The organism is Acetobacter sp. (genome assembly GCF_022483985.1).
In the GTDB taxonomy this organism is placed as follows: domain Bacteria; phylum Pseudomonadota; class Alphaproteobacteria; order Acetobacterales; family Acetobacteraceae; genus Acetobacter.
This window is the reverse complement of sequence record NZ_JAKVME010000001.1, coordinates 1839039-1863364: the sequence shown is the minus strand read 5'-3', so window position 1 is coordinate 1863364 and position 24326 is coordinate 1839039. Positions and strand designations below refer to the sequence as shown.

The 24326-nt window shown below is 55.4% G+C and carries 23 protein-coding genes and 2 pseudogenes; 16 read left to right on the top strand and 9 right to left on the bottom strand.

All coding sequences use genetic code 11. The features are described 5' to 3' along the window. Window positions 1-67: 67 nt before the first annotated feature. Window positions 68-1345, bottom strand: coding sequence for a type II restriction endonuclease (locus LKE90_RS08220; protein WP_291501407.1), 1278 nt, complete (start codon window positions 1343-1345; stop codon window positions 68-70). Between the two features lie 232 nt (window positions 1346-1577). Between LKE90_RS08220 and LKE90_RS08215 the strand changes: the two genes are divergently transcribed. Both LKE90_RS08215 and LKE90_RS08210 read left to right on the top strand, forming a co-directional pair. Then, window positions 1578-1724, top strand: a complete 147-nt coding sequence (locus LKE90_RS08215) for a hypothetical protein (RefSeq protein WP_291501406.1) — start codon at window positions 1578-1580, stop codon at window positions 1722-1724. Window positions 1725-2121: 397 nt separating this feature from the next. After that, entirely contained in the window at window positions 2122-3225 is a 1104-nt protein-coding gene (locus tag LKE90_RS08210; protein WP_408737092.1) for a chloride channel protein, read from the top strand. 265 nt (window positions 3226-3490) lie between these two features. Here LKE90_RS08210 and LKE90_RS08205 read toward each other — a convergent pair whose 3' ends face one another. Beyond that, window positions 3491-3706, bottom strand: a complete 216-nt coding sequence (locus tag LKE90_RS08205; RefSeq protein WP_291501405.1) for a hypothetical protein — start codon at window positions 3704-3706, stop codon at window positions 3491-3493. A 190-nt stretch (window positions 3707-3896) separates the two neighbouring features. On the opposite strand from LKE90_RS08205, the gene LKE90_RS08200 reads away from it, so the two are divergent. The 5 genes from LKE90_RS08200 to LKE90_RS08180 all read left to right on the top strand — a co-directional run bounded on the left by LKE90_RS08200 (window position 3897) and on the right by LKE90_RS08180 (window position 6552). After that, window positions 3897-4535, top strand: a complete 639-nt coding sequence (locus tag LKE90_RS08200; RefSeq protein WP_291494761.1) for a LexA family transcriptional regulator — start codon at window positions 3897-3899, stop codon at window positions 4533-4535. 237 nt (window positions 4536-4772) lie between these two features. Beyond that, window positions 4773-4943 carry a hypothetical protein gene (locus tag LKE90_RS08195; protein WP_291494727.1) on the top strand — a complete coding sequence of 57 codons (171 nt, stop codon included), beginning with the start codon at window positions 4773-4775 and terminating at the stop codon, window positions 4941-4943. Between the two features lie 13 nt (window positions 4944-4956). Further along, complete coding sequence (locus tag LKE90_RS08190; protein WP_291501404.1) at window positions 4957-5256, top strand: hypothetical protein; 300 nt, start codon at window positions 4957-4959, stop codon at window positions 5254-5256. A gap of 85 nt (window positions 5257-5341) precedes the next feature. Continuing rightward, on the top strand, window positions 5342-5968 hold the full coding sequence (locus LKE90_RS08185) for a hypothetical protein (protein WP_291494691.1): 627 nt from the start codon (window positions 5342-5344) through the stop codon (window positions 5966-5968). Between the two features lie 35 nt (window positions 5969-6003). Continuing rightward, on the top strand, window positions 6004-6552 hold the full coding sequence (locus LKE90_RS08180) for a hypothetical protein (RefSeq protein ID WP_291494690.1): 549 nt from the start codon (window positions 6004-6006) through the stop codon (window positions 6550-6552). Between the two features lie 43 nt (window positions 6553-6595). Here the strand turns inward: LKE90_RS08180 and LKE90_RS08175 are convergent, their stop codons facing one another. From LKE90_RS08175 to LKE90_RS08165, 3 genes are all read right to left on the bottom strand, one after another. Next, window positions 6596-7369, bottom strand: a complete 774-nt coding sequence (locus tag LKE90_RS08175; protein WP_291494689.1) for a hypothetical protein — start codon at window positions 7367-7369, stop codon at window positions 6596-6598. Window positions 7370-7487: 118 nt separating this feature from the next. After that, window positions 7488-7721, bottom strand: coding sequence for a hypothetical protein (locus LKE90_RS08170; RefSeq protein ID WP_291494688.1), 234 nt, complete (start codon window positions 7719-7721; stop codon window positions 7488-7490). Window positions 7722-7859: 138 nt separating this feature from the next. Then, window positions 7860-8624 (bottom strand): hypothetical protein, encoded by a 765-nt coding sequence (locus LKE90_RS08165; protein WP_291494687.1) that lies wholly within the window; start codon window positions 8622-8624, stop codon window positions 7860-7862. Between the two features lie 1811 nt (window positions 8625-10435). Here LKE90_RS08165 and LKE90_RS08160 point away from each other — a divergent pair. The 6 genes from LKE90_RS08160 (at window position 10436) to LKE90_RS08135 (ending at window position 16402) form a co-directional block, all read left to right on the top strand. Continuing rightward, window positions 10436-11653 (top strand): hypothetical protein, encoded by a 1218-nt coding sequence (locus tag LKE90_RS08160; RefSeq protein WP_291494686.1) that lies wholly within the window; start codon window positions 10436-10438, stop codon window positions 11651-11653. Window positions 11654-11748: 95 nt separating this feature from the next. Then, on the top strand, window positions 11749-13173 hold the full coding sequence (locus LKE90_RS08155) for a hypothetical protein (RefSeq protein ID WP_291494685.1): 1425 nt from the start codon (window positions 11749-11751) through the stop codon (window positions 13171-13173). 163 nt (window positions 13174-13336) lie between these two features. Further along, window positions 13337-13708, top strand: coding sequence for a helix-turn-helix domain-containing protein (locus LKE90_RS08150; RefSeq protein WP_291494684.1), 372 nt, complete (start codon window positions 13337-13339; stop codon window positions 13706-13708). A gap of 177 nt (window positions 13709-13885) precedes the next feature. Beyond that, the gene (locus tag LKE90_RS08145) at window positions 13886-15607 is read left to right on the top strand and encodes a recombinase family protein (RefSeq protein WP_291494683.1); all 1722 of its coding nucleotides are present in this window, start codon (window positions 13886-13888) and stop codon (window positions 15605-15607) included. 169 nt (window positions 15608-15776) lie between these two features. After that, complete coding sequence (locus LKE90_RS08140; protein WP_025826032.1) at window positions 15777-16004, top strand: AbrB/MazE/SpoVT family DNA-binding domain-containing protein; 228 nt, start codon at window positions 15777-15779, stop codon at window positions 16002-16004. Beyond that, window positions 16004-16402 (top strand): type II toxin-antitoxin system death-on-curing family toxin, encoded by a 399-nt coding sequence (locus LKE90_RS08135; protein WP_291494682.1) that lies wholly within the window; start codon window positions 16004-16006, stop codon window positions 16400-16402. Before LKE90_RS08140 ends, LKE90_RS08135 begins: the two co-directional genes overlap by 1 nt. A 22-nt stretch (window positions 16403-16424) precedes the next feature. On the opposite strand, the pseudogene LKE90_RS08130 reads toward LKE90_RS08135, so the two are convergent. Next, window positions 16425-16765 (bottom strand): annotated as a pseudogene (locus tag LKE90_RS08130) (transposase); the annotation flags it as partial. A 462-nt stretch (window positions 16766-17227) separates the two neighbouring features. Between LKE90_RS08130 and LKE90_RS08125 the strand changes: the two are divergent. The 3 genes and pseudogenes from LKE90_RS08125 to LKE90_RS08115 all read left to right on the top strand — a co-directional run. Further along, window positions 17228-18072 (top strand): annotated as a pseudogene (locus LKE90_RS08125) (IS630 family transposase); the annotation flags it as partial. A gap of 269 nt (window positions 18073-18341) precedes the next feature. Then, complete coding sequence (locus LKE90_RS08120) at window positions 18342-19466, top strand: alkene reductase (RefSeq protein WP_291494681.1); 1125 nt, start codon at window positions 18342-18344, stop codon at window positions 19464-19466. An 88-nt stretch (window positions 19467-19554) separates the two neighbouring features. After that, window positions 19555-19860 carry an ArsR/SmtB family transcription factor gene (locus LKE90_RS08115; RefSeq protein WP_291494680.1) on the top strand — a complete coding sequence of 102 codons (306 nt, stop codon included), beginning with the start codon at window positions 19555-19557 and terminating at the stop codon, window positions 19858-19860. 466 nt (window positions 19861-20326) lie between these two features. On the opposite strand, the gene LKE90_RS08110 is transcribed toward LKE90_RS08115, so the two are convergent. The 3 genes from LKE90_RS08110 to kdpC are packed head-to-tail and all read right to left on the bottom strand — an operon-like array spanning window position 20327 to window position 24315. After that, window positions 20327-21019, bottom strand: a complete 693-nt coding sequence (locus tag LKE90_RS08110; protein WP_291494679.1) for a response regulator — start codon at window positions 21017-21019, stop codon at window positions 20327-20329. Next, entirely contained in the window at window positions 21016-23697 is a 2682-nt protein-coding gene (locus LKE90_RS08105) for a sensor histidine kinase (protein WP_291494678.1), read from the bottom strand. Before LKE90_RS08105 ends, LKE90_RS08110 begins: the two co-directional genes overlap by 4 nt. Before the next feature lie 3 nt (window positions 23698-23700). Next, window positions 23701-24315 (bottom strand): potassium-transporting ATPase subunit KdpC, encoded by a 615-nt coding sequence (kdpC, locus tag LKE90_RS08100; RefSeq protein ID WP_291494677.1) that lies wholly within the window; start codon window positions 24313-24315, stop codon window positions 23701-23703. Window positions 24316-24326 lie beyond the last annotated feature (11 nt).

The window sequence follows — 24326 nt, the reverse complement described above, 5'->3', positions numbered from 1 at the left end:
ATGATAATCGCTTCTTCCTGAAGTCTGAAAAAAGTTTAGCATCTTTCCTCTTATGCCGATAACAACATCAGATCGGTGTCAAAGCATGCGAAATCGCCTGGACAGGCTTCAGTCCATGACCAAAGCGCCTGATTGCCTCGCGATCTTCTTCAAGCGCCCCATAAGGCAAATACCGGACTTTCAGATCGGCGATCCTGCTGAACGCCGGCCGTCGCAACTGCTCCCGCACATCTGCTTCACGCTTGTCCGGCGCGACAAGAAACAGACCCTCCAGAGCCTGCGCCTCTGATCCGAGCGCAAGATCCAGCATCCGCACAATGCCGGAATAGATGGTTGTTGAATGCTCGACTTCGAATGCTGCAACAATCCGGTGGCTTTCCCGGTCCAGCCACAGAACATCGATCAGCCGCACGGATTGTGCCCCTTGCGTTTCCGTTGTGAACCCCGGCAATACCGACAGGCAGCCATCCCCCAATTTGCCATCCTGCCATGGACGACTGCGATCATTGGCCGCAATCCAGACATCGTAACCCAGAGAATGCCCCAGATCGCGAAGCCAGCCCTGAATCTCGGTATGAGTGTGATCCGTTTCCCGCTCCGCGGCGAGGATCCGGGCCTCTTTTGCGCTCTGCTCCCTCACCTGATGAAGATCGGCTTCCCAAAGTTTCCGCGCTGTTTCGTCATCCTCGAGAGGCGGCGCTGTATAGCGTCCGCTTCCGAGGTCAAACAGCAGTCCTCCAATGGCGCCCAGGTCATTGGAAAGCAGCGAACGATAGGTCGCATTCAGCTTCAGGATACCCTGGCGCATGGCAAGATATTCCTCCCATCGCCCCAGCTTCACCTTTGATCCCGTCAAGACGTTATAGCCGTTCACAATCGCCGTATTGAAAGGCGGTATGATCGTCGGGTGCAGGAAATACAGCAGATTGGCGACCGCTGGTCCCAACCCTTTTATCTTACGGGCATCGATTGCATGAATGGCAGAAACCACATGCTCTTCGGTGTTGCAGCACAGACAGGTATCGAGAAGCTGCCCGAATGCTTTCTGGTTGGCCGCATTTTCATAGATGTCGGGAATGCGGAGCTTCGGCTTCCACAGGAACGCATGATCCGCACCCTTGAATATCTGACGCTGTTCAGCAATCGAATGAACAACTGTTTCCAGGGATGAGCCACGATAGGCGACCCCGAATGTGCCAGCGGTAATCTCGGCGACGACCTGCTGCAGACCACGGCGGATAGACCGGAAATTCTTGAGGCGTTCATCCCACAAAAACCAGCTCTGATAGGTGCCTGCCGGATCATCCCGCCAGCGAAGGATAAGGTCTCGAATAAGGTCGGTCATCAATCCGGAAACTAAAAGTATATTTCGCTTTTGACACTGATTATAACAGCATCTCACGTCAATGCGGATAATCGCAATATCTGGCGAGATTTAAGATCCTCATGTCTCGTTTCGTCGTGGCCCTCAGAAGGCTGGATAGCCTGTTTAACGTACAAGCAGCCCATACGCTTCTTTTGTCAGGTATGGCGCACAGCTGCAGGGAGAAGGGGGGGCACGACGAGTTCCTCACGAGATGTCTCGACTCTGTTCCTTGTCTCCGCTCCATATCGATTACGTGATCGGGTGCGACGGCAACAACAATATGGCGCGTATTCAACCCGATCGCCTGCCACCGCGCGGTCTCCATGCCGAACCGGGAACACGCGTGCCGCATGTCTGACTGTATCCGGAAGTGTGCGCACCTCTCCAGTTTTGATCTGTTCGGCGATAGATTGGTTCTGCTGGCGGGGACAGATGCGGTATTACCCGCGTTACATCATCTCAATGACACCTCACCACTTGACACGTAGTTCCTAAACTGGTCGTTCCAAGCCATCCGTCAGATCAATTACGCATTTTTACACAATATTTGACCCGGTCCACACAAATCTGGCACGACGATTTTATTCCAGCTTCCCCGGCAGCCATCATAGTGACTGTGGCGGCTGATCGTAGTGCTATGGACGCCTCCTGTGTCAGATCAATCTTCTGTTCCTGTAAAACCATTCACTCATCGCAAGGGCTGGATGCACCATCTCAGACGAACATTACTTGTAAGGACCACACGCTGGCGCAGGATGAGTCTTTACTGGGTTGGCGCGATCATTGTCGGTTTGACTGCCGTGCTGTTTGCGAGGTTGGGTGATCAATGCGCAGACCTCCGGACCCGACTTGTAATATGGCACCCGTGGGCCTTGCTTGTTCTGGCACCATCTGGTTTTGCCTTCATTACATGGATGACACAAACTTGTTTCAAGGGGGCACAAGGTTCAGGTATTCCACAGACAATTGCGACGTTGCATATGGGGAATTATGACGTTATCGACCGAATACTCACCCTAAAGATTTCTGCTGGAAAAATCATCTTAACATGCTTTGGTCTTATCTGTGGTGCGTCCATCGGTCGCGAAGGCCCAAGTGTGCAGATCGGCGCCACCATCATGCACGTTTTTTCCCGGCTGCTTGGGCAATCTAATATCGTGTCCAAACGCAGTATGATTCTGGCAGGCGGAGCAGCAGGCATGGCTGCCGCTTTCAATACTCCTCTGGCAGGAGGCAGTTTTGCAGTGCTGGTCATCAAGGCATCAGCCGGCCTGCCAGGCTCTGTCGGTCGACTGGCTAAGCGGCGACCGATCATGTTTTCAGCACTTTGCGGACTGTTGACCGCTCTGATCGGTCTGGTTTCCAAAGGCAGTACTTATGGAACGGGTTATGCGCAGGCAAAGGCGATTTTCGCAGGAACAGACCATTATCCTGCCTCGTTCTTTATCCTGAAATATCTCTCGATGCTGATTTCGTACTGTTCGGGTATTCCGGGGGGAATGTTCGCGCCGTCTCTCGCAATCGGAGCGGGGATCGGCGGATGGATCGAGCAGTTTCTACCACATACGACACCGGGTGCGGTCGTGCTTCTGGGTACAGTTGCCTATTTCTGTGGTGTTGCACAATCACCTTTGACAGCTACAATTATTGTCATGGAAATCTGTGACGATCAGCAGGTGACACTTGCATTACTTGCAACAGCCTTTCTGGCGTTTGGCGTTTCTCGGATTATCTGTCCCAAGCCTCTTTACATAGTTTTGGCTGACAGATTTCTGCAAACGATGGACAAACCCGTCGTGCTATCAAAATCCGCACCCAAAAAACGGGACTCTGCTTCTCGGGAAAATTTACTCTCCTGAGATGGAGGCGTGGCTGGATGAGAGAAAAATCTTCGTGCAATCCACTCCATCATGAGGTCTTGTGCATTGATCGTGAACACCACTGCAAAGTAACAGATTGGCAACAGCAGGCCGCATGAGTTGGCAAATATCAATCCGCTCACTCCAGATGGCTGCTTGAGGCAGATAAGAGCAGTAATCTGCTCACAAGACCTTATCGGTACGGCACCATAAGCGATTTGTTCAACAGAACTCCTCACAGCCTCCCGATCTCCCGGCAGATCTGCTACAACCCGGCCATCCTCTGCTGAAGCACGGCGCCGAGCACCATCACCCCCTCCAGCAGCCTCGCCCCTTCGCTGTCAGCCTTCAGGCTTTCCAGCCGCCCGCGCAGCAGGGCATGTTCAATCTCGATCAGACGCAGCACGTCATGCAGTCCGGCATGGAGGTCCTCAAGACCTGGCATGTGTGCGGGCGGTGGCAGGAGCGGATCTTCAGGCATGATAATCCCTTCGACAGAACGCCGTTTCTGTGCGAGGATCTGACCATGACGAGTGACGGGTCCCGCAACATTTCGATTCACAGAACTACGTTTTTCCGACTTACATATCAAGCGGAAATCCGTGTAGCGTTCTCATTTTGTGATGAGGACAACAGGCGTGGCCCGCAAACGCAGACAGAAGCGCAAGCTCATGGATGAACAGATCCGCCTGATGCGCGAGCGTGGCGAGCGTCTCCGTGAAGCCGCCCAGAGCATCGGCATCACCCACGCCGCAAAGGCCGCCGGCGTCCCCTACACGACCCTGCGGGATTATATGAATGGTGGCGAGATGAAGTTCTCCGCCATCGCCTCACTGGCCCGCGTCTGTGGCGTCTCCCTGGACTGGCTGGCCTTTGGCAACGGTGCCGGTCCGGGAACTGACAGTCCGGACGGAGCAGCCAGCATCACCCGACAGATTGTCATTCCCTGGCACGACAATCACGAGGACGGCCTGCGGATCAGTCGTGACTGGCTGCAGAGCGCCATCCCCCGTGATCTCTCGGCCCTCTGCCTGATGACCAGCGAGGGCGATGCGATGGAGCCCACGCTGGCCTCGGGCGATCTGGTGATCGTCGACCGTAGCGTGACGACCATCACGGCCAGCGCCCTCTATGCGCTGGAAAGCAGCGGCACGCTGCTGATCCGCCGTCTCGATCCCCGTCTGGGCGGTGGCGTACGGGTCATAGCCGACAACCACCGCTACCCGCCGCAGGATGTCGAAGAAAACCAGCTGGGCTGCTTCCGGCTGCTGGGTGAAGTTGTGTGGACCGGCGGCGTGCCCCGGCCGTAACGACCCGGCCGGAAACGACCGGCGAAGAGCTGACTGTCAAGAAATACGATATGTCGTATTGACGGCAGGCGATATCTCGTAAATTATCCCTCTCATCAGGCACGCAGGGCCGGCGCTTTCCGCCCTTCTGCCATCGGGAGGTCATGATGGTGTCTCTGTCAGTTTTCGATCGCACAGCCTGTCGGATCGCGTCGTTCAGCGTGCTTCCTGTCCGTTATGGCGCAGGAGCATCCTGACATGCTGCTTCTGACAGCCCTTGTCTTCGTCGTCGTGGTGGGCGGGATCATCCTGCTGGTGTACCTGAATAAATTCAGCGACTGGCTCATAACGAGTGATGTCCTCTCTCCGAGCCTCATCATGATCTGCTCCTATCTCGCGTGCATGTTTCTGTTCCACCGTCATGACTGACCGGGAGAGCACGATGCCCCTCAATGATACCATTCTGCAGCCCGGTGAGAGCGGCGTCGATAAAAAGGCTGCCCGCCTTGCCGCCTATGAAGAAGAATATGGCGCGGAAGAAGCCGCAAACCGCAAGGAGCTTCGTGACATGACGTTGTTCTGTGCCTGCGTCTGCGTCATCTGCGGGATCGTCATATCGATCCCCTTTCATCCGGTCATCGTGTTCTGTTTCGGGCTTGCCGCCTGGGTCTATCCCCGCAGGCCGATGCTGGAAAAATGCAGGACCGCAGAAGAACGGCGGAAGTTCTACGGGATCGACTGAATATCTGTCTTCGAAAAACTCTTTTCTTTCAAAATGCAAAACAGAGGACTGATGACGATGTCAGGCTCCTCGGGAAGGCCTCAACATGACCAGCAAACGTCTTTCAGCCATTGCTCTGGCCCTTGCGATGACCACAGCACCGGCTCTGGCCTCAGCGGCCTCCATGAGTCCAGCCGACATGTCATCGCCGCTTCTGGCGCTCAGCGATCCGGCCAGCAACGGTAACTGGAAACAGGCGGCGCAGGGGAATTTCCCCAACAGCAGCGCCAATGACCACCAGAACGGCGTGCCACCCTATGACCTTATCCGGAAACTCCGCAGTGCCGGGATAAAGGACGCGCTGGGGAATTTTGACTACACACCGATGCTTTATCAGGTTTTCAGGACATCGGACGACCGGACCATCGTCGCGTTCGTGCCTTACAACAGCGCGTGCGATCAGGCTGCGAATGACGTGAACGCCGGAAATGTGCCTCTGCGCTGCACCACCTATGCCCTGACCTTTGACAGCACAGGTGCGCCGGAAAGCCATCATTCCACAAAACACGGCTGTTTTTACAGTAACAACGAGGAAAACCCAAAAGATCGGACTGCTCCGCAAGAGGGCAACCGCGTGCTGTTCCGGATCAATGAAAAGGATCACACGATCTCCGAAAAAACGGTCGCTGTGAACAGAACCGTCAGGGACTGTGACGCCGTCGTGAAATACTGAACTGCGCGCAACGAACGGAACAAAAAGAACCCGTCATGAACAGCCACGACATCGATTTCGAAGGGATCAGGGCCCGGTTGGGTCTGTTCTGGGAGACCCCGGATGAACTTGTCCTGGTTGCGCTGGGCAGCACCGTTCTGGCGGGGGTTCTGTCCTGCGCTTACCGCCATGTCGAACGCGGCATGAATTCGGTTCAGCAAGCCGGTTTCAGCGGGTTTCGTATTCTGGGCATCATACTCTGGCTGACCATCGCCTGTTTTGGTGCCTCCTACCTCAGTCGTCGGCGCGCCTCCTTCAATATCCCCCGTCTTTACTGTGATCGTGCGTCATGGGGCATGACGCTGTTCTGTCTCGTCAAAATCTATGTTTTTCTGCAATCATCGCAGACAGAGACAAGCAGCTTCTTTTTTGCGTTCTCGACCTTCCATCTCTATTTCACGCCCGGTTCCGGCATTCTGTTTCTCCTTGCCGCTCCCGTCCTGCTGTGGCGTGCAACCAGGATCGAGAAGGCACAGAAGGTTGACACACAGCAGGACGAGAGAAAGCCTGAACTGCTGCCGCCACAGGATGACAAAAAGGACTGAATGATAACCAGCCTTCTAAAAAAGGAAGGCTGGCTGCCATTTCTCACTCACGCGTTCGCCAGCGTGAAACAGGAAGAGAACGTCGCTTCCCATATCGTGCACTACGATCCGGCACCGATGTGCGACGTTCCTCCCCGTTGCAGACAAGCTGAGCGACAGCCGCTTCGATGGCTTCTGAACAGATTGCCTCCAGCCAGTCCGGGTGCGCCATCATGTCGAGCCAGATCACCCGCAGCAGCGGACGGTCCGGCTGACTGAACCAGTCTTCCTTCTTCGCCAGACGGTCCAGAGAGGCTTCCTCGACGTCCGCCCGGCAGATCCGGTCGGAGCCCAGCATGCCCATCACCTCGATGCACACCAGAGGGGTGTTATCGTCCGGTGCACAGAGACCGAAATCGCTGCGCAGATAACGCCCTTCTTCCAGCCAGGGATGGCAGCACAGCTCCAGTTCATCGGGAACCATCTGCACGAGGGTCTCCCAGACGATGCGCTCGGGCGCAGAATCCAGTATCGTGCCGTCGGACGCCCGCTGTCCCGATTGCGGCAGATCCGGATAACGCCGGGCGAGTGCTTCGAGCATCCGCCGCCAGTCGCCGAGGCTTTCGCCTAGCTGGTCCAGATGCCGCGCTTCCGGGCCGCAATAACGCATCATGTTCGAGACCGGCGGTGCGCCCAGCCGTTCGGTGAGTGCTGCCATGAACTGCAGGTCCTCGTCCGTTGCATCCCACGGCGAGAGACGACGGGTGTGGCGAAGACGGCGGGTGGCACGGGATACGCCATGTCGGCCTGTCTGGTGGCGTGTAATCTGAGAACGCATGGTGAAAATCCTGTGCAGAGCCATCGGACAGAACGGTTTCTGTCTGATGGCAGAGTGTTGATCTGGGTTTGAGGAGGATGGCCTGACGACCAGAAAGAGGCAGAGCAGAGGCCGGCATTCACGCCGAAGCGGGACTGTCCATGACATCCTGAAGCGTCTCGCCAAAATCTTCGAGGAGATCGCCGAGCAGCAGCACATGGCCTTCCAGCGGGCGGCCAAAGTGCAGCGTGTCGTCCGGACCGTCATCGCGGGCGACACACAGGGCGGGCAGCAGCACGTCGTGCATCTGCAGCCAGACATCAATCAGCCGGTCGAGGCCAGTGCGGGGCAGAGAGAAATGGTCAGCAGACATAGCGGATAATCCTTGTTCCTGCCTGCCCTGCAGACGCAGATCGACACCGGGACGTCTGGAAACGTCCGGTGTCCGAAAAAGCCGTCTGAGGCAGGCCATGAAAAAAACAGGTGGTGGAGATAGGGAAAGAAAAAGCGTTCAGTGGCCCCGGAAGGACAGATCGAACGGCAGTAGATCATCCTCTTCGGGACATTCGAGCACACCGAGATGTTCCAGGCCGGCCTGCAGGCTGTAGCCGGGCGCGCACGCCGTGCTGAACCAGTGTGGGTCCACAGCCAGACCGTTGATGACAGGGGCAGCATCCACCGCTGTGGAGGCCGACAGGCAGATCAGGTCCGATGGGTTGATCTGCCGGCTCAGAGCGTCAAACAGCATCAGATCCCTCTGCGGGTCGGTCAGTCCCAGAAGATCTTCAGGGACGAGACCCGCCAGTCGCCCGCTGGACGCGGCATGCACGATCAGACTCATCGGGGTATGGAACATTAGATGCGGCCAGAGTTCCCCGGCCGCGCGATACAGGCACAGACCCGGCAGGGTCAGAGCCGGATCATCCTCCGCGAGGAAGCGCCGCAGAAAATGGTAGTTGAAGACGGCGATGGCGTTCGGTGCGTCCATGCCATCTTCGGCAAAGACCAGCGGTTCATCGAAGCACAGCCGTCCGTTGGCGTCATGATGCAACTCCATCGTGCGGACGTAATCCCATACAGTAGAAACGGTGAGCGGGGTCCAGAGGATATTCTGCACCACGACCACGAAGCGGCTGCCCTCGGCAAAGCCGGTCATGGGTCTGGCCGGCCACCAGCTGAGCAGACGCAGGCGAAGGGACGTGAGCTGTCCCACGTCAGAGCGCAACGCACTGACCGGCGAGGCAGGAGAGAAAAAGGAAGACGAAATTCGTGTCATGAAACATGTCCTGAAAGGCGAGGAAGGACACGGCGGGAGCACACAGGCCCAAACGCCACGTCCTTCTCTCTGGGAACGAAGGGACCAGTCCCTTCATCGCCAGCCCTCAGAACCGGGGATGTCTCTCTGTCCGACCATCTTCTCTCAGCCCTCGTCTTCCGGTTTCCCGGATGCAGACTTTGACGGGGTCAAAGTCGCGCCGTCAGGCGCGCATCCGGCGACGTTCGAAGGACCATGCGAAAAATGGCAGAAAACCGTCGTTTTTCGGCGTTTTGCGTGCGCCCTGCGCACCAAAATGCGGTATCGTGCCTTAAATCCCTTGCGGGGATAGATTTGACCCGTTCTGGAGTTTTTGTGGTGCATGTGTTCGTCGATCATACCGCAAACAGGTCTTAGAAACGGTCTGTAGGCCGGCCGGGCAGGAATCCGAGGGTTCTTATGCGGGCGGGTTTCCAGACCGGCCTGTGCGGCCATTGTCGAGGGTTTTATGGCGGCAATGGTCGTAGTTTTGTGCGATTGGGTAACGATCTGGGACGGATCGTTAGGTTTTCTGCGGTTTTTGGTTTGTTTGGCGGGATAAGTGATTCGTGCATACTATGAAGACAGCCATTTTCTGCGAATACAGTATGCTGGGAAGCCCCTTTTTTTCTGGGGTGCAGGTCCAGAAAACAGGAGTTTTCTGCCGATCTGGTCTCCTGAGCAGATTGGAATCTGATTCGTGCGTACTATGAAGACAGCCGTTGTCGGGAAAGACAGTATGCTGCGAAGACCCTTTTTTCAGGTGTCTTGATGCAGAAAACAGGAGTTTTCTGCCGATCTGGTCTCCTGAGCAGATTGGAATCTGATTCGTGCATACTATGAAGACAGCCGTTGTCGGGAAAGACAGTATGCTGCGAAGACCCTTTTTTCAGGTGTCTTGGTGCAGAAAACAGGAGTTTTCTGCCGATCTGGTCTCCTGAGCAGATTGGAATCTGATTCGTGCATACTATGAAGGCCGCCGTTTTCGGGAAAGATAGTATGCTGTGAAGGCCCTTTTTTCAGGTGTCTTGATGCAGAAAACGGGATTTGTCTGCCGATTTTGCTCTGGGAGCAGTTCGCTATCTGATTCAACGCTGCAGACTCAAGTGCGAAAAAAACGAATGTATCGATTCATAATGACAATACGGCAGTCTTTTCCAAAGCGCATGCCACTGGATGTCTCTGGGAGTCTTTTTGGGAAAGACTGACAGCGCCGAACTGAACGCGGAGGAAAACTTCCACATTGACGAGGCGTGATGGGAATCGGCTGCTTTCCGATGCTATGCGTGTACTCGGTAACGCCGATTTGGCGTTCGATGACTGATTTCCAAAAGGACTTTGACTCGGTCAGGTCAAATTATTATTCCGAGCCTCAAATCAAGAAAAAAATGGTAAATTTTTTTTAATTAGATTGAGCGTCTTTTTGCGACTTTTCTCCGCAATGTCACGATAATTACCTGAGTCAAAAAGACATAATGACTTGTTATATTTTGATATTTTTTAAAGTCTGGATTTAATTCACGATTTTGTGAGTAATGTTTGCAACATGATGCCTATCTGAAATTTTTCCTGATTTTGAGGAAAAAAAACAAGAGTACATAGAAAATGTCTGAAAAATGAGTGTGCTATGGTCTGGAAAGCGACGCAAAGAGTGACAGGAAAAGAAGGCAGTCATTTCTTGTGATGCCAGATAAAATCCTGATTTGTGTAGTCTAGAGTGGGTCTTTTTCTTTTAAAGCCGCTTGGAAAAGTAATTATTTTCCACGCATACTTTTGATGGAGGTTTGTTGATCATGGCACACCACACTCCGTACGATGAGGCGCGACTTGGTTCAGTGGAAGTTGTCGAATTCATCCGCGAAACTGGCGGCCGCATCATGCCTGGACGTGCCGAGATACTCTCGAAACAGATTCTGGGTCCTGATGGGAAGGCGGCAATAGATGCAATAGCAAAGCGTGCCATACTTAAAATGGATGAGAGTATACTTGATGGTTTGAATACTCTTGTCAGAGAAGATACGTCTTCAAACGTATTTGATGGATACATCGGGTTTGTTTTCGACCCATCACGAACACAGCACATTCTGATGGCCCGTTTTTTCGATTTTTGCAGACGAAATCAGGAGAAGATTGGTTTTATCGACTGTACGCGTAATCTATTTATGGAGATACTGCAAACATACCCTTTGCCAGAAGCAGAAGTTCGCTTTATTTCCACAGTACGTTTGGCTGGTGCGATGAGTATTCATCCCGGCCTGTCCGAAACAAATCTCACCGGTTCTCCGAAGCCAGTTTCGGTCCGGGCGCCACTACGCATTGCTGCATTTCTATGGATGGGCTTTTTTGCAAACTGGCACTATCGGACAATGCAGCAGTCAGTCTACGGGTTTGGTATCGCTCCTTTATATCCCCCGCACCAGCGTAACTCTCTAAAAGCATATTTCCCGCAGTTTACCGAGGAAATGGCCACTCGAAAAATATATTTATTAGATATATTTCGGAAGATTGAATTGAATCTGGGAAACTACAGAATCACTGAATCTCTTGTTGACAGATTGGGCATAGAAGAATGCCTCTCGCTACTTGTTAAGATGAGATATGGTCTCTCAAAAATGATCATTGACGTAAGAAAAATTGGGAAGAAACGAAATCGCATAACAACTCATGACAAGATGTCAGAAATCGGCATAGCGAGACCGAAAAAGGACGAAGCTGCTCTTTTACGATTTCTGATCCTCTCAGATTTTGGAAAAAGAGATTTATTCGGTCTTATGCAGATGGCGATGGATAACTTTGATATTCTTGAACATTTTCATCGTGTCTTTAGCGAGGAACCACTTCCTGTGCGCGTGTCAGAAGATGGTAAGGATTCCCATCTTCTGAAAGAAGACATACGACAGCTACTACACGAGTTTATTATGCCGGTTCGAAATGGTTACAGATATGATGAAACGGAAAGTCAGAGCACGGAGGAGACATCCGCGCAAGCGCGTCAAATACATGAACATTAATGGGCTCAAGCAGACGATCACGTCACTTCACGGGAATTTAGTCTCGTTGACTGTACGCCGTGACATTGAAAACTGCTAACCGGAAGAGATCAGTTATGTCCACGAGAAAAGCGGGAATAACGTCAGAAAAAGTTCCGGTTTTCTTCGATTCCGATCGACTGTGCGAGAGCGACAATTTTGCTCTTCAGGGTCTTCTCGTCGCTGCCGAAAGGGATTTTACGGCCGGGCGCCGGAGCAGGGTGCAGAAACACAGCACCATGTGCTCCGATAGCCGTGACAGGTCATCTCCCGTCACGGACGACTGTCTCCATCTGGAAATGATGCTTCTGGAACGGCAGCATCTGCAGTTGCTGGCCTGCCAGCGCACATCGGGGCGGCAGTTCCTGGATTTTCTCAGGCCGTTCGACCTCCAGACGCTGGATGATCTTGGCTCGGTCAGGCGGAAACTGCACGACCAGATCCACACGCAGCCGCTCTCCAGTCTCGACAGGGCTCTCGAACTCCAGAACCTCTATCAGGAGCATGATCTCTGGCGGTTGCAGATGCGGATTGCCGATATCGGCACGAGGCTGAAAACGGCCATGCCACGGTACGGTTTTTCAGAATATAGTGCGATCCGGGCCACCATCATTGAAGAGGGCTGCCGCTACATTGGCCGGGCGGTGCATATCGCCGCCCGTCTGTCGCTGCATCATCCCGACATACCCATATCGTGGGAGCGTTGCCTGCACGTGTTTCAGGCGGGGGACAGGGGGATTGATCCGTTCAGCACTATTGATGATTATGTGATGGAGTCCTCCACCCCTTCGCGCGTGCTGAGAAAAAGAAAACGGGAAGCCAGCGAGGAACAGGAAAACAACGAGAGAGAAAAGAATCATCTCAGCAAACGCACGCTTGCGGAGATGATTAAATATTTCAGACCTGTCGCGCATATTCTCGCCGCCATGGATGTTCTGGCCTGCCGTGCCTATCTGCCGATACATCCCACGGACGACGTGTGGCCTCCCTACCGCCCGACATGTGAAACTGATCCTGGCTATCTGACAGCGGGCCGGAGTTTCATGGACGATCCGCGGGATGGAGGTATGACCCGGGCGACGCTTGGTTATGCGCTGTGGTTTCAGGACTGGGGTCTGAAAAAGCCTTCCGCCCCGGGAAGCCGGTCTCTGCTCCGCGCTTCGGATATCGCGTGGCTGCAGAGTGATCTTTCTCTGCCAGAGGTGATCGGGCAGGAACTGGATGTCATTCGGGATGACGGGTCTGTTGCACGGCGGGATCCGGTCTATGGCTACGCTTATGATCCACACATATATGGTGATCGGACAGAGGACGTCGCTGACAAGGTAGGTATGGCTGCTCCCGAGCTACCTTCCCCGGATGTCTCCCCGGTAGCAACGGACATGGGAGAAAAAGAAAAACCTGCGTGCATGAAACCTCCTGTTCTGGTTCTTCCGCCACTACCCAAAAAAATTCTTAACATACTGGGTGGTTATGAACCGCAGCATAGCAAGCCGGAATGAACTCCTGACGCAGCCCGTGCTGCACAGGAACCGCCGTGTGCCTGGAGCGGCCTGAAGCCAGAATTCAGTTTTTTCCGCAAAGCGGTTCGACCGGGCGCGGGAACGGACAAATCTCTCTCCAGTCTGTTTTTCGTAGAATAAGCGCAGGAAATACGAGTGCGATGTGACCGGAACGGCAGGCCGTGCACATCATGCCGGGTCATTTCTCGTTTCGATCCGAAAAATGCAACGGAAATTGCAGTTTTTGTTTCCCGTGCCCTCATCGATGCTGCTTTCAACGAAGTGCGAGTTGAAAGCAGCATCGATGCAGGAAATATTCAATTTCTCGGAAGTAATTGGCGTTGGTAAGACTGCTGAATTATTCGGATTTTCACGTGAAACAGCATACAGACTTGCTGCATTAGGCAGGATAGTCACGATAAAAATAGGCAGATCGCGTTTTATAGTAACTGAAAGTATTAATAATCACATTCAGAGATCCATTACTTTCAGGCAGAAGACTATCGGCACTCCGGTTGTGGATACGCGCTCATGAATCGCGCGATATTGCCCCGACGGGGCGAACCAGTCCGGCATAGGCAGATCGACTCTGGTTCAGGGCGGCGGTCCGTGGCACTCTCCCACAAAATGCAGAACTGGCGGGTTCAGGACGATCTGCCGCCAGAAATCCCCGTCGACAAAGCGGAAATCGATATTCTGATGAGGTTTTGCCATGACATCCTTGCCCCTTGCTTCGAGCCCCCTCCGGCCACTGCCGTCCCTGCGCGCAGCCCTTTATCTGCGCGTCTCAACAGGGCGGCAGGCCGAGCACGACCTGTCAATTCCCGATCAGCAGCGCCAGACTGAAGCCTATTGTGCCGCGAAAGGCTGGGAGGTCGCTGAAGTCTTTATCGAGCCGGGAGCCTCGGCAACAGATGACAGGAGACCGGAATTTCAGAAACTGATGGAAGTGGCCTCAGAAAAACCAAGGCGTTTCGATGTTGTCGTTGTGCATTCTTTCAGCCGTTTTTTCCGGAATCACTTTGATCTGGAGTTCAACGTCAGACGTCTTGCGAAGCAGGAGATCAGGCTCGTCTCGATCACGCAGGAACTGGAAAATGATTCTTCTGGCACCATGATCCGTCAGATCTTGGCGCTGTTCGATGAATATCAGTCCCGTGAAAATGCCAAGCATACACTGCGCGCGATGAACGAGAACGCCCGGCAGGGGTTCTGGAACGGCTCCCGCCCGCCCTTCGGCTATCGCACGGTAGAAGCGGAGCGTCGTGGGCAGAAAGTCAAGAAGAAGCTGGAGATCGACCCCATTCAGGCGGAGACGGTCAGGCTCATCTTCGGGCTCTACCGTGATGGAGACGGACAGTCCGGCGGGCTCGGCATCAAGGCGATCGTCAGCCACCTCAATGCAAAAGGATACCGCACTCAAACCGGCTCGCGGTTTTCCTGCAAATTCATTCATGACGTGCTGACGCGCGAGACCTATGCGGGCACGCATGCGTTCAACGTGGTCGAAGCGAAAACGGGACGGAAGAAAGCGTCGGATGACGTGATCACCATGGATGCTCCTGTCATTATTCCCCGCAGTGAGTTTCTGGAGGTGCAGCAGCGTCTGAAACAGAACGCACCGCGTGTGACGGCACCCCGGATCGTCAATGGTCCATGTCTGCTGACGGGGCTGGCAGTCTGCGCCACCTGTGGCGGCGGGATGACGTTGCGGACAGGGAAATACGGTCGTTATCGCTATTATACCTGCGCGACGCAGGCCCGGCAGGGAAAGACGGCCTGCAAGGGACGGAGCATCCGGATGGATCTGCTCGATACGCTGGTTATGGAGCATCTCGCCACCCGTCTGCTCACGAAGGACAGGCTTGGCGTGATTCTGGAGGCGCTTCTGGCACACTATGCCGCCAACCAGAATCGTGATGCCGTCCGTCAGGAGAGCCTGCGTAACGCGTCCCGTGAAGCCGAGCAGAAGTTGCAGAGAATGTACGCGGCTATCGAAAACGGCGTTGTCGATGTCACCGATCCCATGCTCAAGGAACGACTTGATGCACTCAAAGCCCGGCGGGATGAGGCCAGCCGTCTCTGCGCGATGGCAGAAGCCCCGGCGATGGTCGTGCCGGCCATTACCGACGAAATGATCGAACGCTTCTCTTGTGACCTGCGGACGAAGCTGGCCGATGGTCCCGTCGCCATGCGCAAGGAATATCTCCGCGCGATCGTCGATCGCATAGAGGTCGATGACAGGGAAATCCGCATTTTTGGAAGAAAAGACAGGCTGATGAACCAGCTCGTCTCAGACCGTCCTAAACTGAACCCAAAAGTTCGCAGTTTTGGACGGGAGTGGCGTCCCGTACGGGATTCGAACCCGTGTTACCGCCGTGAAAGGGCAAAAAGTATCCGCAGTCATCTGCCGTTTATCTTTCCAACTATATGATTAACAATGGTATTTGTGTCACGTCAGATCACTGTTTGTCACCTGAAATCTTCCTCGATGTGGTGCAAAAATGGTGCATGTGTTTCTGCCAGTCGCATTCGGTGTTTCGTTGTTGAATAGCGCCAATAGTCTCTGCTATGTAATACGGACCGTATTACGGAGATGGGTCATGGAAACAGTTGTTGTGCGGAAACAGGGAAATTCTATCGGAATTACTCTTCCTGCTGAAACACGTATTCGGCTGGGTCTGGAAGTAGGGCAGGAACTCACACTCGTTGAGATGGCCGATGGTATTAAGCTGGTGAAGCGTAATTTGAAGTTGGAACGTCAGATGCAAATGGCGCGTGAGACGCTTCGAGAGCAGGCCGATGTGCTTCAGGAGCTGGCTAAGCGGTAATGGCGGAGAAACCAGAGTTTCTTGAACCTGATGTGGTGTTGTTCATGCATGACCAGGCTCTTAGGGAATATGGCGGAACACAAGGCGTCAAAAGTGAAGACTTATTGCATAGCGCGTTAGCGCGGCCAGAAAATCGTTGGCATTATGCGGAGAGTGAAGCGCCAGATATGGCTACGCTGTCGGCTGCCTATGCTTATGGCATAGCCCGTAACCACCCTTTTAATGATGCTAACAAACGGACGGCCTGGAGTTGCTGTTTACTGTTTTTGAGACTGAATGGGGTGTGTATTCAGGTCCATGCACCAGAGGCGGTAGAGGTTATGGTGGCTCTTGCTTCAGGTGGTATGGAAGAGGAGGCATTTGCTGTCTGGCTACGACAGCATTTCGTTTGTTATTAAAGTTTTCTGGCCATCCGGCATAAGAAGTTGTGCGCAGATGCTCCCAGTGTTCGGCCGGGAAATCGTAAAAAGCCAGCAGCGGTAAGCATTTGACGGCCGCCGGATATCTGGTTGCGTATTTCTCCACGAAGATGGCCATAGCATCCTGTGCCGCGGCCCGGCATGATGAATGTCGCGCAGGTCCGATTTGACGGTCGGGATCATAGGTTTGGGAAACTTGTTCACGACATTGCCGATCTTGTGGAACCAGCAACGCTGGTGACGGGTGCATGGGAAGACCTCGTCCAGAGCTTTCCAGAAGCCGGGCGACCCGTCACCGACCGCGAGTTTGGGCACGATGTTCAGGGGGAATGTCCTGAAGTCTGTGTATCTGGCCTGGCCCATGCGTTTTCAGATACTCAAGCGGCGAAGCGCTCGCCGAACATTATGGCAAACTGATTGCGGGCTGGGGAGTGTCATGGATTTTGTGCGGGGCCGGTTTTCATTCAGAGAGTGAAGCGTTCGCCGAAAAGGATGGCGAACTGGGTTTTGGCCACGACCCACTCGCGCGGTGGCCGTTTCCAGTCCTGCGCGAGGTGGTTGCTGCCCGGAAACGGGCAGCAGCTTCTGTCGTGTCTGGATATAAGAAAAGTATTATTGCCCGATATAGAAGATGGATTTTGGAAAAATATTCATCCCGTCCGACGTCGGGAATAAACAGTGAACCGCGCCGGGTTTCTCGGAGGCGGATTGTATTGAGTCAGACCTTGCGTACGCCATAAACGCCGAGGTTCTCGTCCCGGATCCGGCGAATTTCGCCGACCAGCGTCTCGTCACGCTTCTCCCGCGCCGGACGCCGACGCGGCACGACTGGCCGGGACGGATCGGCAGATTGTGCGGGACTGGGTGGTACGTTTCAACGCCGAGGGCCCGGATGGCGTGCGGGATCATCATGGCGGCGGTGTCGCGCCCCGCCTGACACCAGCCATGCCGGAAGCCCTGATGCACGGGATCGAGGACGGCCCGATCGCTGCCGTGCATGAGGTGGTGCGCTGGCGGCAGGCTGATCTGGGGCAATGGCTTTATGAGGAATTCGGCGTCTCCCTTTCGCGCAGCCGGCTGAGCGCCGTTATCCGGGGCCTCGACTTCCGCCTTCTGACGGGACGCCCCCGGCACCATGCCCAGGATCCCGAGGCCCAGGATATTTTTAAAAAAGCTTCCCCGACGTCATAGTCGGGATCCGGGCCCGGCATCCCGGCAACGCCGTCGAACTCTGGTGGGGCGACGAGGCGAGGGTCGGCCAGAAAACGAAGCTGACGCGGCGATGGGCCAGACGCGGCACCCGTCCACATGCGCCTGTTGATCAGCGCACACGTTCGGCCTGGATCTTCGGAGCGATCTGTCCGGCGCTGGGCAAGGGAGCGGCGCTCGTCCTGCCCTGGTGCAACCGCCACGCCATGAACCGGCATCTCGACGAGATTTCTCAGGCCGTAGCACCGGGCGCTCACGCCATCCTCATCGTCGATCAGGCAGCGTGGCATACCAGCCCGAAACTCCATATCCCCGCCAACATCACCATCCTGCCGCTCCCGCCACGCTCGCCCGAACTTAATCCAGTGGAAAACGTCTGGCAGTTCATGCGCAATACCTGGCTGTCGAACCGGATCTTCCGCACCTACGACGACATCCTCATTGTCGATTGATTGGTGATCACCCCGTCGGGGTTCACAGGCAATGCACATCTTGAATTATATATATTGACATATCTCGATTTATAGTTACATTGGCGATGTCGCTTACCCCTGAAGGAGATGCACGATGCTAATGCTAGGCGGTTCTCTTTGACTTACGCTCCAATGAACCTCGACGAGGCGTCTTGCGGGCTGTTCTGAGGTCAAGTCGTTGTAAGGCGTTTCATGTCTTTAAACATCCAAAATTCTCGATATGTAGGAATATAAAAATGAGCGACTCGGTTCTCTTCGACAGCGTTCAACTTGGTCCTTATACATTGAAGAATCGGATCGTTCTCCCGCCGCTCACACGTTCCCGCAGTTCCCAGCCAGGGAACGTTCCCAACGATTTGATGGCGACTTATTACCGTCAGCGCGCCGGTGCTGGTTTCATGGTAACTGAAGGGACGCAGATCGAGCCACGTGGGCAGGGCTACGCCTGGACGCCAGGCATTTACAGTCCCGAACAGGTCGATGGCTGGCGCAAGGTGACCGATGCGGTGCACGCTAAGGGCGGGATCATCTTTGCGCAGTTGTGGCATGTGGGGCGCGTGTCCCACACTTCACTACAGCCGGGCGGGGCCGCTCCTGTCGCACCGTCGGCAATCCCTGCCGACAACGTCAAGGTGTTCATTGAAACGGGTCCGGGCCAGGGGGCGCTTGTGCTGCCGTCCGCGCCACGTGCGCTGACCACCGCGGAGGTCAAGGAACTGGTGCAACTCTACGCCCAGGCGGCGTGTAACGCTCTCGAAGCAGGCTTCGATGGCGTGGAGATCCACAGCGCGAACGGATATCTGGTGAACCAGTTCATCTCCGTCCACACCAATAGGCGCGACGATGAATATGGCGGCTCGCTGGAGAACCGCCTGCGGTTCCTGCGCGAGGTGACGCAGGCCGTGGCCGATGTCGTCGGCAAGGAGCGGATGGGGGTGCGATTTGCTCCGCTGTTCGCGACCACCGAGGAGGATCGCGTTTATCTTGGTCTGGTCGAGGAAGATCCGCACACAACCTATATCGAGGCCGTGAAGGTTCTCGAAGAAATCGGGGTCGCCTACCTTTCGCTTGCCGAGGCCGACTGGGATAACGCGCCTGAACTGCCTGAGGCTTTCCGGGCGGACGTGCGGAAGAATTTCACCGGCAAGGTAATCTATGCTGGCAAGTACACGCCCGCACGCGGCGTGCGCGTGGTCGAGGCGGGCTGGGGCGACCTGATCGCCTTCGGCCGTCCCTTTATCGCGAATCCTGATCTGCCGGAGCGCATCGCTCATGACTGGCCGCTCAATCCGGTGGATTCGACGGCAATGTATGGGGGCACCGACAAGGGGTACACCGATTATCCTACCTGCCAGCCCTAAGCTTATGAGTCGCGTCAGACATATCTGGACGCGGCTCCCAATGCAGCGATATATTGCAATATCGCAAAACATCGCTAGATAAGGGAGCATGAGCGTCGATTTCAATGAAGCCCTGAAAGCTCTGGACAATCCCGCCCGGCTGGCGATCCTGGCAAAGCTCAAGGATCCACGTAAGAATTATCCTGAACAGGAAGTAGATCCAGAGCAGGTGGGTGTGTGTGTGAGCATCATCCAGGAGCACGCAGGTCTCTCCCAGTCGACCATTTCACTGTATCTGGCGACGCTGCAACGTGCCAGACTCGTTACCTCGCAACGCATAGGCCCCTGGACCTATTACAGGCGTGATGAGGCGAACATCGCGGCGTTCCTGAAGCAGTTACAAGACCTGATCTGAACAGCGACCGATATCGCCGTTCAACCTCTCTCGATCTCCATAATCGGGTGCGATGCATACCAGACTGGATTCATGGAGTGAATCTCACTCACGGATTTGCGCAACAAAACTTCCCTACGCTGGAAAAGCACCGTATCCGTTCCGACTGATCATCGCGTAAGCCATTCCGCCGCATCTGTTTCTCCCCCTGAAACCGGGGAGAGCAATCATCACAGGGAACCAGAGAGTACAACTCTGATGCCACAATTGCAGGCCTTAACTGACGACACGTCGTAGTGACCGGATGCTTTCCATAGAGACATATCCATGATGTCGTCTGCCACTTAACTCTAAGGCCCGTTGCGCGTCGCAGAATCAACCCCAGCATTTTAGATTCCTGTTAACCTTAATCAGGGTAAAACAGGATAATTCTTCGAGTTTTCTTTCATACTATCTGGAAAATTCTAACAATTTATATTTCTCTCATTTAGAGATTCATAGGGTCTATCAAGCGATATCCGATTCCTGTCTCTGTGATGATGTATGTTGGCCGCTCCGGATTTTCTTCTAGTTTCTGACGGATTTGGCGGATATACACTCGAAGTTGCTGGACGTCCCCGTTCGCTCCCCAAAGCTGGCCCAATATATGCTTATGGGTCAGGACACGTCCTGCATGGCGGATAAGAAGGCGTAGAATATCCCATTCTCGCGGCGAGAGATGAACTTCCTTACCGCTCCGGGTCACGATACGGCGCACGAGATCCACGCTGAGATCACCCGAGACATACAGCGGGATCGTTCCCTCTTTCTGAAGAGCATGTCTGAGCGCGGCGCGCAGCCGGGCAACCAGCTCGGCCATGCCGAAAGGTTTGGTGACATAATCATCCGCTCCGAGGTCCAGGGCGGCGACCTTGCCCCGTTCGTCATCGCGCACCGAAAGTACGACAATCGGCAAGGTGGGCAACGCCAGGCGCATCTGGCGAATAACTTCGATGCCGTCCATGTCTGGCAGTCCCAGATCAAGCAACACGACGTCGATCTCTTCAGCTTTCACCGCCGCCAACGCGTTCATGCCGTTTCCAGCCTCGATCACACGCCAGTCCTGGGTCGCAAGGCTGGTGCGCAGAAGCCGCCGGATAGCAGGTTCATCATCGACAACGAGGACACGTGGCGCGCTCATCCTGCTACCTCCGCTACAATCGGAAAACTTAAGGTAAATACAGCTCCTGTGCGGTCGAGACGGTTTCCCGCCGTGATCGAGCCACCCGTAGCTTCGACAAAACCTTTGGCGATCGCAAGGCCCAGCCCCGTTCCTGGTCGCTGCCGATCAGCAAACTGGATGCGCGTGAACTTGTCGAATATCTGGTTTGGATTATCGGCAGGCAGACCAGATCCTTCGTCGGTCAGACGCAGGCAGAGACTCCCCCTTTCTCGCGAGATCTCGATCACTACCTTGGTGCCTTCGGGCGTATATTTCGCGGCATTATCGAGAATATTGAATAATGCCTGCTCCACGAGAACGTCATCCAGTGGGACCAGTGGCAGATCGGGTGCGACCTTGAGCGACACGTGATGATGCCGGAGAATCACGGAAGCACGCGCCAGTGCGCTACCGGCAACCTCGCCTAGGTCGCATGGTTGTCGAGCCGGGATCAGAGCTCCCGCCTCCAACCTCGTCATGTCGAGCAGATTGGCGACGAACCGCGAGAGGCGTTCGGCCTCCTCACGAATGGTGATCAGAAGCTCTTTACGGTCCTTGTCATCAAGCAAAGCATCATAACTGTCGAGACTAGACGCAGCACCGAGAATAGAAGAAAGCGGCGTGCGCAGATCGTGCGAGATTGATGAAAGAAGCGCCCCACGCAAACGTTCGGTTTCTGCGTGCAGACGCGCCTGATCGAGATCCTGCGACAAGATGATGCGCTCGATCGCAAGTGCAGCCTGATCGCCCAACGCATCGACGAGACGCTGCTGTTCCTGCCCGAGCAGGAGCCCGGGACCGTCAGAATCCAGACCGACCACCCCGATAGGTCCACGCGCTGTCCGTAACGGAACAAACAACCGGCGTGCGCCCGGAAGATTATCCGAGCCCCGTCCCGCCGCACGATCATGTCGCCACGCCCATGTCGCCGCAGCGAGATCAGCAGAGTCCAGGTTTTTTTCCGGCGGATCGCTGGCGCGGATGATAAGTTTGTCATCACGCGGCAGAAGAATGACGATCTGCCGGTCGAGCATTTCAGCGATCTGCCGACAGGTCGTCCACAAAAGCTCATCCATTGATGTGACTCCGGTGAGCTTACGACTGAACTCGTACAATGATTCGGTGATCTCCGCCCGATGCCGCGCGACGATCGCCTGCGCGCGGACCCGATTACCAAGGTGACTGGCCGTGACAGCGGTTATGGAAAAAAATGCGAGAGCCGCGATGTTGTCAGGATCTGCTATAACGAGCGTATAAAGTGGCGGCAAAAAGAAAAAATTGAATGCCAGCACCGCCAGAACCGATGCATAGAGTGATGGCCAGAGGCCAAAACCGATCGCGATACCGAGTACGGCCGTCAGGAATGTCAGCGAGACGTTCTGGACTTCCATCCCGTGACGAAGCGCCAGGGACAGAACAAGCGCCCCCGCCACAATGCCGGTGGCCGCGATATAGGGGCCGAAGGCGAGCGGGCGCTTTTCCGGCTTTTCATCCGTTCCCTCATGACCATTGGTCGCTCCCACGATATGGACCGGAATATCACCGGCCCGGTCGGCCAGTATCCGCGTCACCGATGCCCACGTCCACGGCGTCAGCCAGTTTGTCCAGGGCCTGCGCGCGGGACGCCCCGCCACGATCTGCGTGACGTTATGGCTCCGCGTCCAGGCCAGCGTCTCGGCCGCCACATCCTGACCCGGTATCGTGATCGTCTCAGCACCCATCGACTGCGCGAGATGCATCTGGCTTGCCGTGCGTTGACGAATTGTCTCGCCGGCTTCCCGGCTGGTCTCCACATGCAGCACTGTCCAGGGTGCGTGAAACCGCTCGGCCAGCCGCCGTCCGTAGCGCAGCAGGCTTCCGTCGACATCCTGGAGCGTGAGGCAGACAAGAATCCTCTCTCCCGCCGCCCATGGACCGCTGATCGCATTCGAGCGCATATGGTCGATCAACTGAGCATCGACTTGCCGAGCGGTCTGCCGCAGTGCGAGTTCGCGCAACGCCGTCAGATTTCCCGGCGAGAAATAATTCCGCATCGCCCGTGCGGCCGTTGGCGCCGTATAGACCTTTCCTTCGCGTAGCCGTTGCAAAAGGTCAGATGGTGTCAGATCGATCAACTCGATCTCGTCGGCACGGTCAATCACCGTATCAGGCACGGTCTCGCGCACTCTGATCCGGGTAATGCCTGCCACAACGTCGTTCAGGCTCTCCAGATGCTGGATATTGACCGTAGTAAAGACATCAATTCCGGCCGCGAGCAGTTCCTCGACATCCATCCAGCGTTTCGGATGACGGCTGCCTGGCGCATTCGTATGCGCCAGTTCATCAACCAGCACCAGCCGGGGCTGACGGGCGAGGATCGCGTCCAGATTCATCTCAGTCAGTGTTTGGCCCCGGTAAGCTACGACACGGCGGGGCACGACCTCCAGACCGTCGAGTAGAGCCGCAGTCTCGGATCGTCCGTGCGTTTCGACGACGCCCGCCACGACGTCAACGCCATCCCTCAGGAGCCGATGCGCCGTTGTGAGCATCTCGAAGGTTTTGCCCACGCCGGGGGCCGCGCCGATGAAAATCTTCAGCCTGCCGCGCGTTCCTCCCAGCTCATGGGTGGCCTGACGCAGAAGCGCATCGGGGTCGGGTCTGTCGATACGGTCCTCCATTCCCTACTTTATAGCATCCAGCGCCAGATTCAGTCGCAGCACATTTATGCGCGCCTCTCCCAGTATCCCTGCGACCGGTGCCTGCGTCATGCGCAGGATCAGATCATGTATCCTTTCCTCGGGAAGATCGCGCGCCGCCGCGATGCGAGGAACCTGAAACCGGGCGCCTTCCGGCGAGATATCCGGGTCCAGGCCGCTGCCCGACGTCGTCACCAGATCGGCTGGAATGGCCAGCCCCTCCCTGACGGCCCCGGGATTTTCAGCCCGCAGCGCGGCGACGCTTGCGTTAACCCGGTCAACGAGAGATTTCGAGGTCGGACCGAGATTGGACCCCACGGACGCGGCGGCGTTGTAGGGTAGCGGTCCTGTCTTCGAGGAATCGACCGGATCGGGACCACTGGTGGCGGACGGGCGCGGATGGAAATAGCGCGGGGAGGTGAAATTCTGTCCGATCAGTTCCGAGCCGACCGGTTTGCCATCGACAAGGATGAGACTGCCACCCGCCTGCCGCGGAAACAGCACGTTGGCGACACCGGTGATGGCCAACGGATAGATCACGCCGGTCAGAACGGAAAAAACGAAAAACAGGACGAGGGCTGGCCTCAGTTCACGAATCATGGTGCTTTTCC

Excerpts from the sequence above, each read along its gene's own strand:
- LKE90_RS08115 (WP_291494680.1), top strand. The coding sequence starts at position 19,555 with ATGAGCGTCGATTTCAATGAAGCCCTGAAAGCTCTGGACAATCCCGCC.
- LKE90_RS08180 (WP_291494690.1), top strand. The coding sequence starts at position 6,004 with ATGAACAGCCACGACATCGATTTCGAAGGGATCAGGGCCCGGTTGGGT.
- LKE90_RS08110 (WP_291494679.1), bottom strand. The coding sequence starts at position 21,019 with ATGAGCGCGCCACGTGTCCTCGTTGTCGATGATGAACCTGCTATCCGG.
- LKE90_RS08145 (WP_291494683.1), top strand. The coding sequence starts at position 13,886 with ATGACATCCTTGCCCCTTGCTTCGAGCCCCCTCCGGCCACTGCCGTCC.
- kdpC (WP_291494677.1), bottom strand. The coding sequence starts at position 24,315 with ATGATTCGTGAACTGAGGCCAGCCCTCGTCCTGTTTTTCGTTTTTTCC.
- LKE90_RS08175 (WP_291494689.1), bottom strand. The coding sequence starts at position 7,369 with ATGCGTTCTCAGATTACACGCCACCAGACAGGCCGACATGGCGTATCC.
- LKE90_RS08170 (WP_291494688.1), bottom strand. The coding sequence starts at position 7,721 with ATGTCTGCTGACCATTTCTCTCTGCCCCGCACTGGCCTCGACCGGCTG.
- LKE90_RS08165 (WP_291494687.1), bottom strand. The coding sequence starts at position 8,624 with ATGACACGAATTTCGTCTTCCTTTTTCTCTCCTGCCTCGCCGGTCAGT.
- LKE90_RS08155 (WP_291494685.1), top strand. The coding sequence starts at position 11,749 with ATGTCCACGAGAAAAGCGGGAATAACGTCAGAAAAAGTTCCGGTTTTC.
- LKE90_RS08120 (WP_291494681.1), top strand. The coding sequence starts at position 18,342 with ATGAGCGACTCGGTTCTCTTCGACAGCGTTCAACTTGGTCCTTATACA.
- LKE90_RS08190 (WP_291501404.1), top strand. The coding sequence starts at position 4,957 with ATGCCCCTCAATGATACCATTCTGCAGCCCGGTGAGAGCGGCGTCGAT.
- LKE90_RS08205 (WP_291501405.1), bottom strand. The coding sequence starts at position 3,706 with ATGCCTGAAGATCCGCTCCTGCCACCGCCCGCACACATGCCAGGTCTT.
- LKE90_RS08105 (WP_291494678.1), bottom strand. The coding sequence starts at position 23,697 with ATGGAGGACCGTATCGACAGACCCGACCCCGATGCGCTTCTGCGTCAG.
- LKE90_RS08215 (WP_291501406.1), top strand. The coding sequence starts at position 1,578 with ATGTCTCGACTCTGTTCCTTGTCTCCGCTCCATATCGATTACGTGATC.
- LKE90_RS08140 (WP_025826032.1), top strand. The coding sequence starts at position 15,777 with ATGGAAACAGTTGTTGTGCGGAAACAGGGAAATTCTATCGGAATTACT.
- LKE90_RS08195 (WP_291494727.1), top strand. The coding sequence starts at position 4,773 with ATGCTGCTTCTGACAGCCCTTGTCTTCGTCGTCGTGGTGGGCGGGATC.
- LKE90_RS08220 (WP_291501407.1), bottom strand. The coding sequence starts at position 1,345 with ATGACCGACCTTATTCGAGACCTTATCCTTCGCTGGCGGGATGATCCG.
- LKE90_RS08200 (WP_291494761.1), top strand. The coding sequence starts at position 3,897 with ATGGATGAACAGATCCGCCTGATGCGCGAGCGTGGCGAGCGTCTCCGT.
- LKE90_RS08210 (WP_408737092.1), top strand. The coding sequence starts at position 2,122 with ATGAGTCTTTACTGGGTTGGCGCGATCATTGTCGGTTTGACTGCCGTG.
- LKE90_RS08185 (WP_291494691.1), top strand. The coding sequence starts at position 5,342 with ATGACCAGCAAACGTCTTTCAGCCATTGCTCTGGCCCTTGCGATGACC.
- LKE90_RS08160 (WP_291494686.1), top strand. The coding sequence starts at position 10,436 with ATGGCACACCACACTCCGTACGATGAGGCGCGACTTGGTTCAGTGGAA.
- LKE90_RS08135 (WP_291494682.1), top strand. The coding sequence starts at position 16,004 with ATGGCGGAGAAACCAGAGTTTCTTGAACCTGATGTGGTGTTGTTCATG.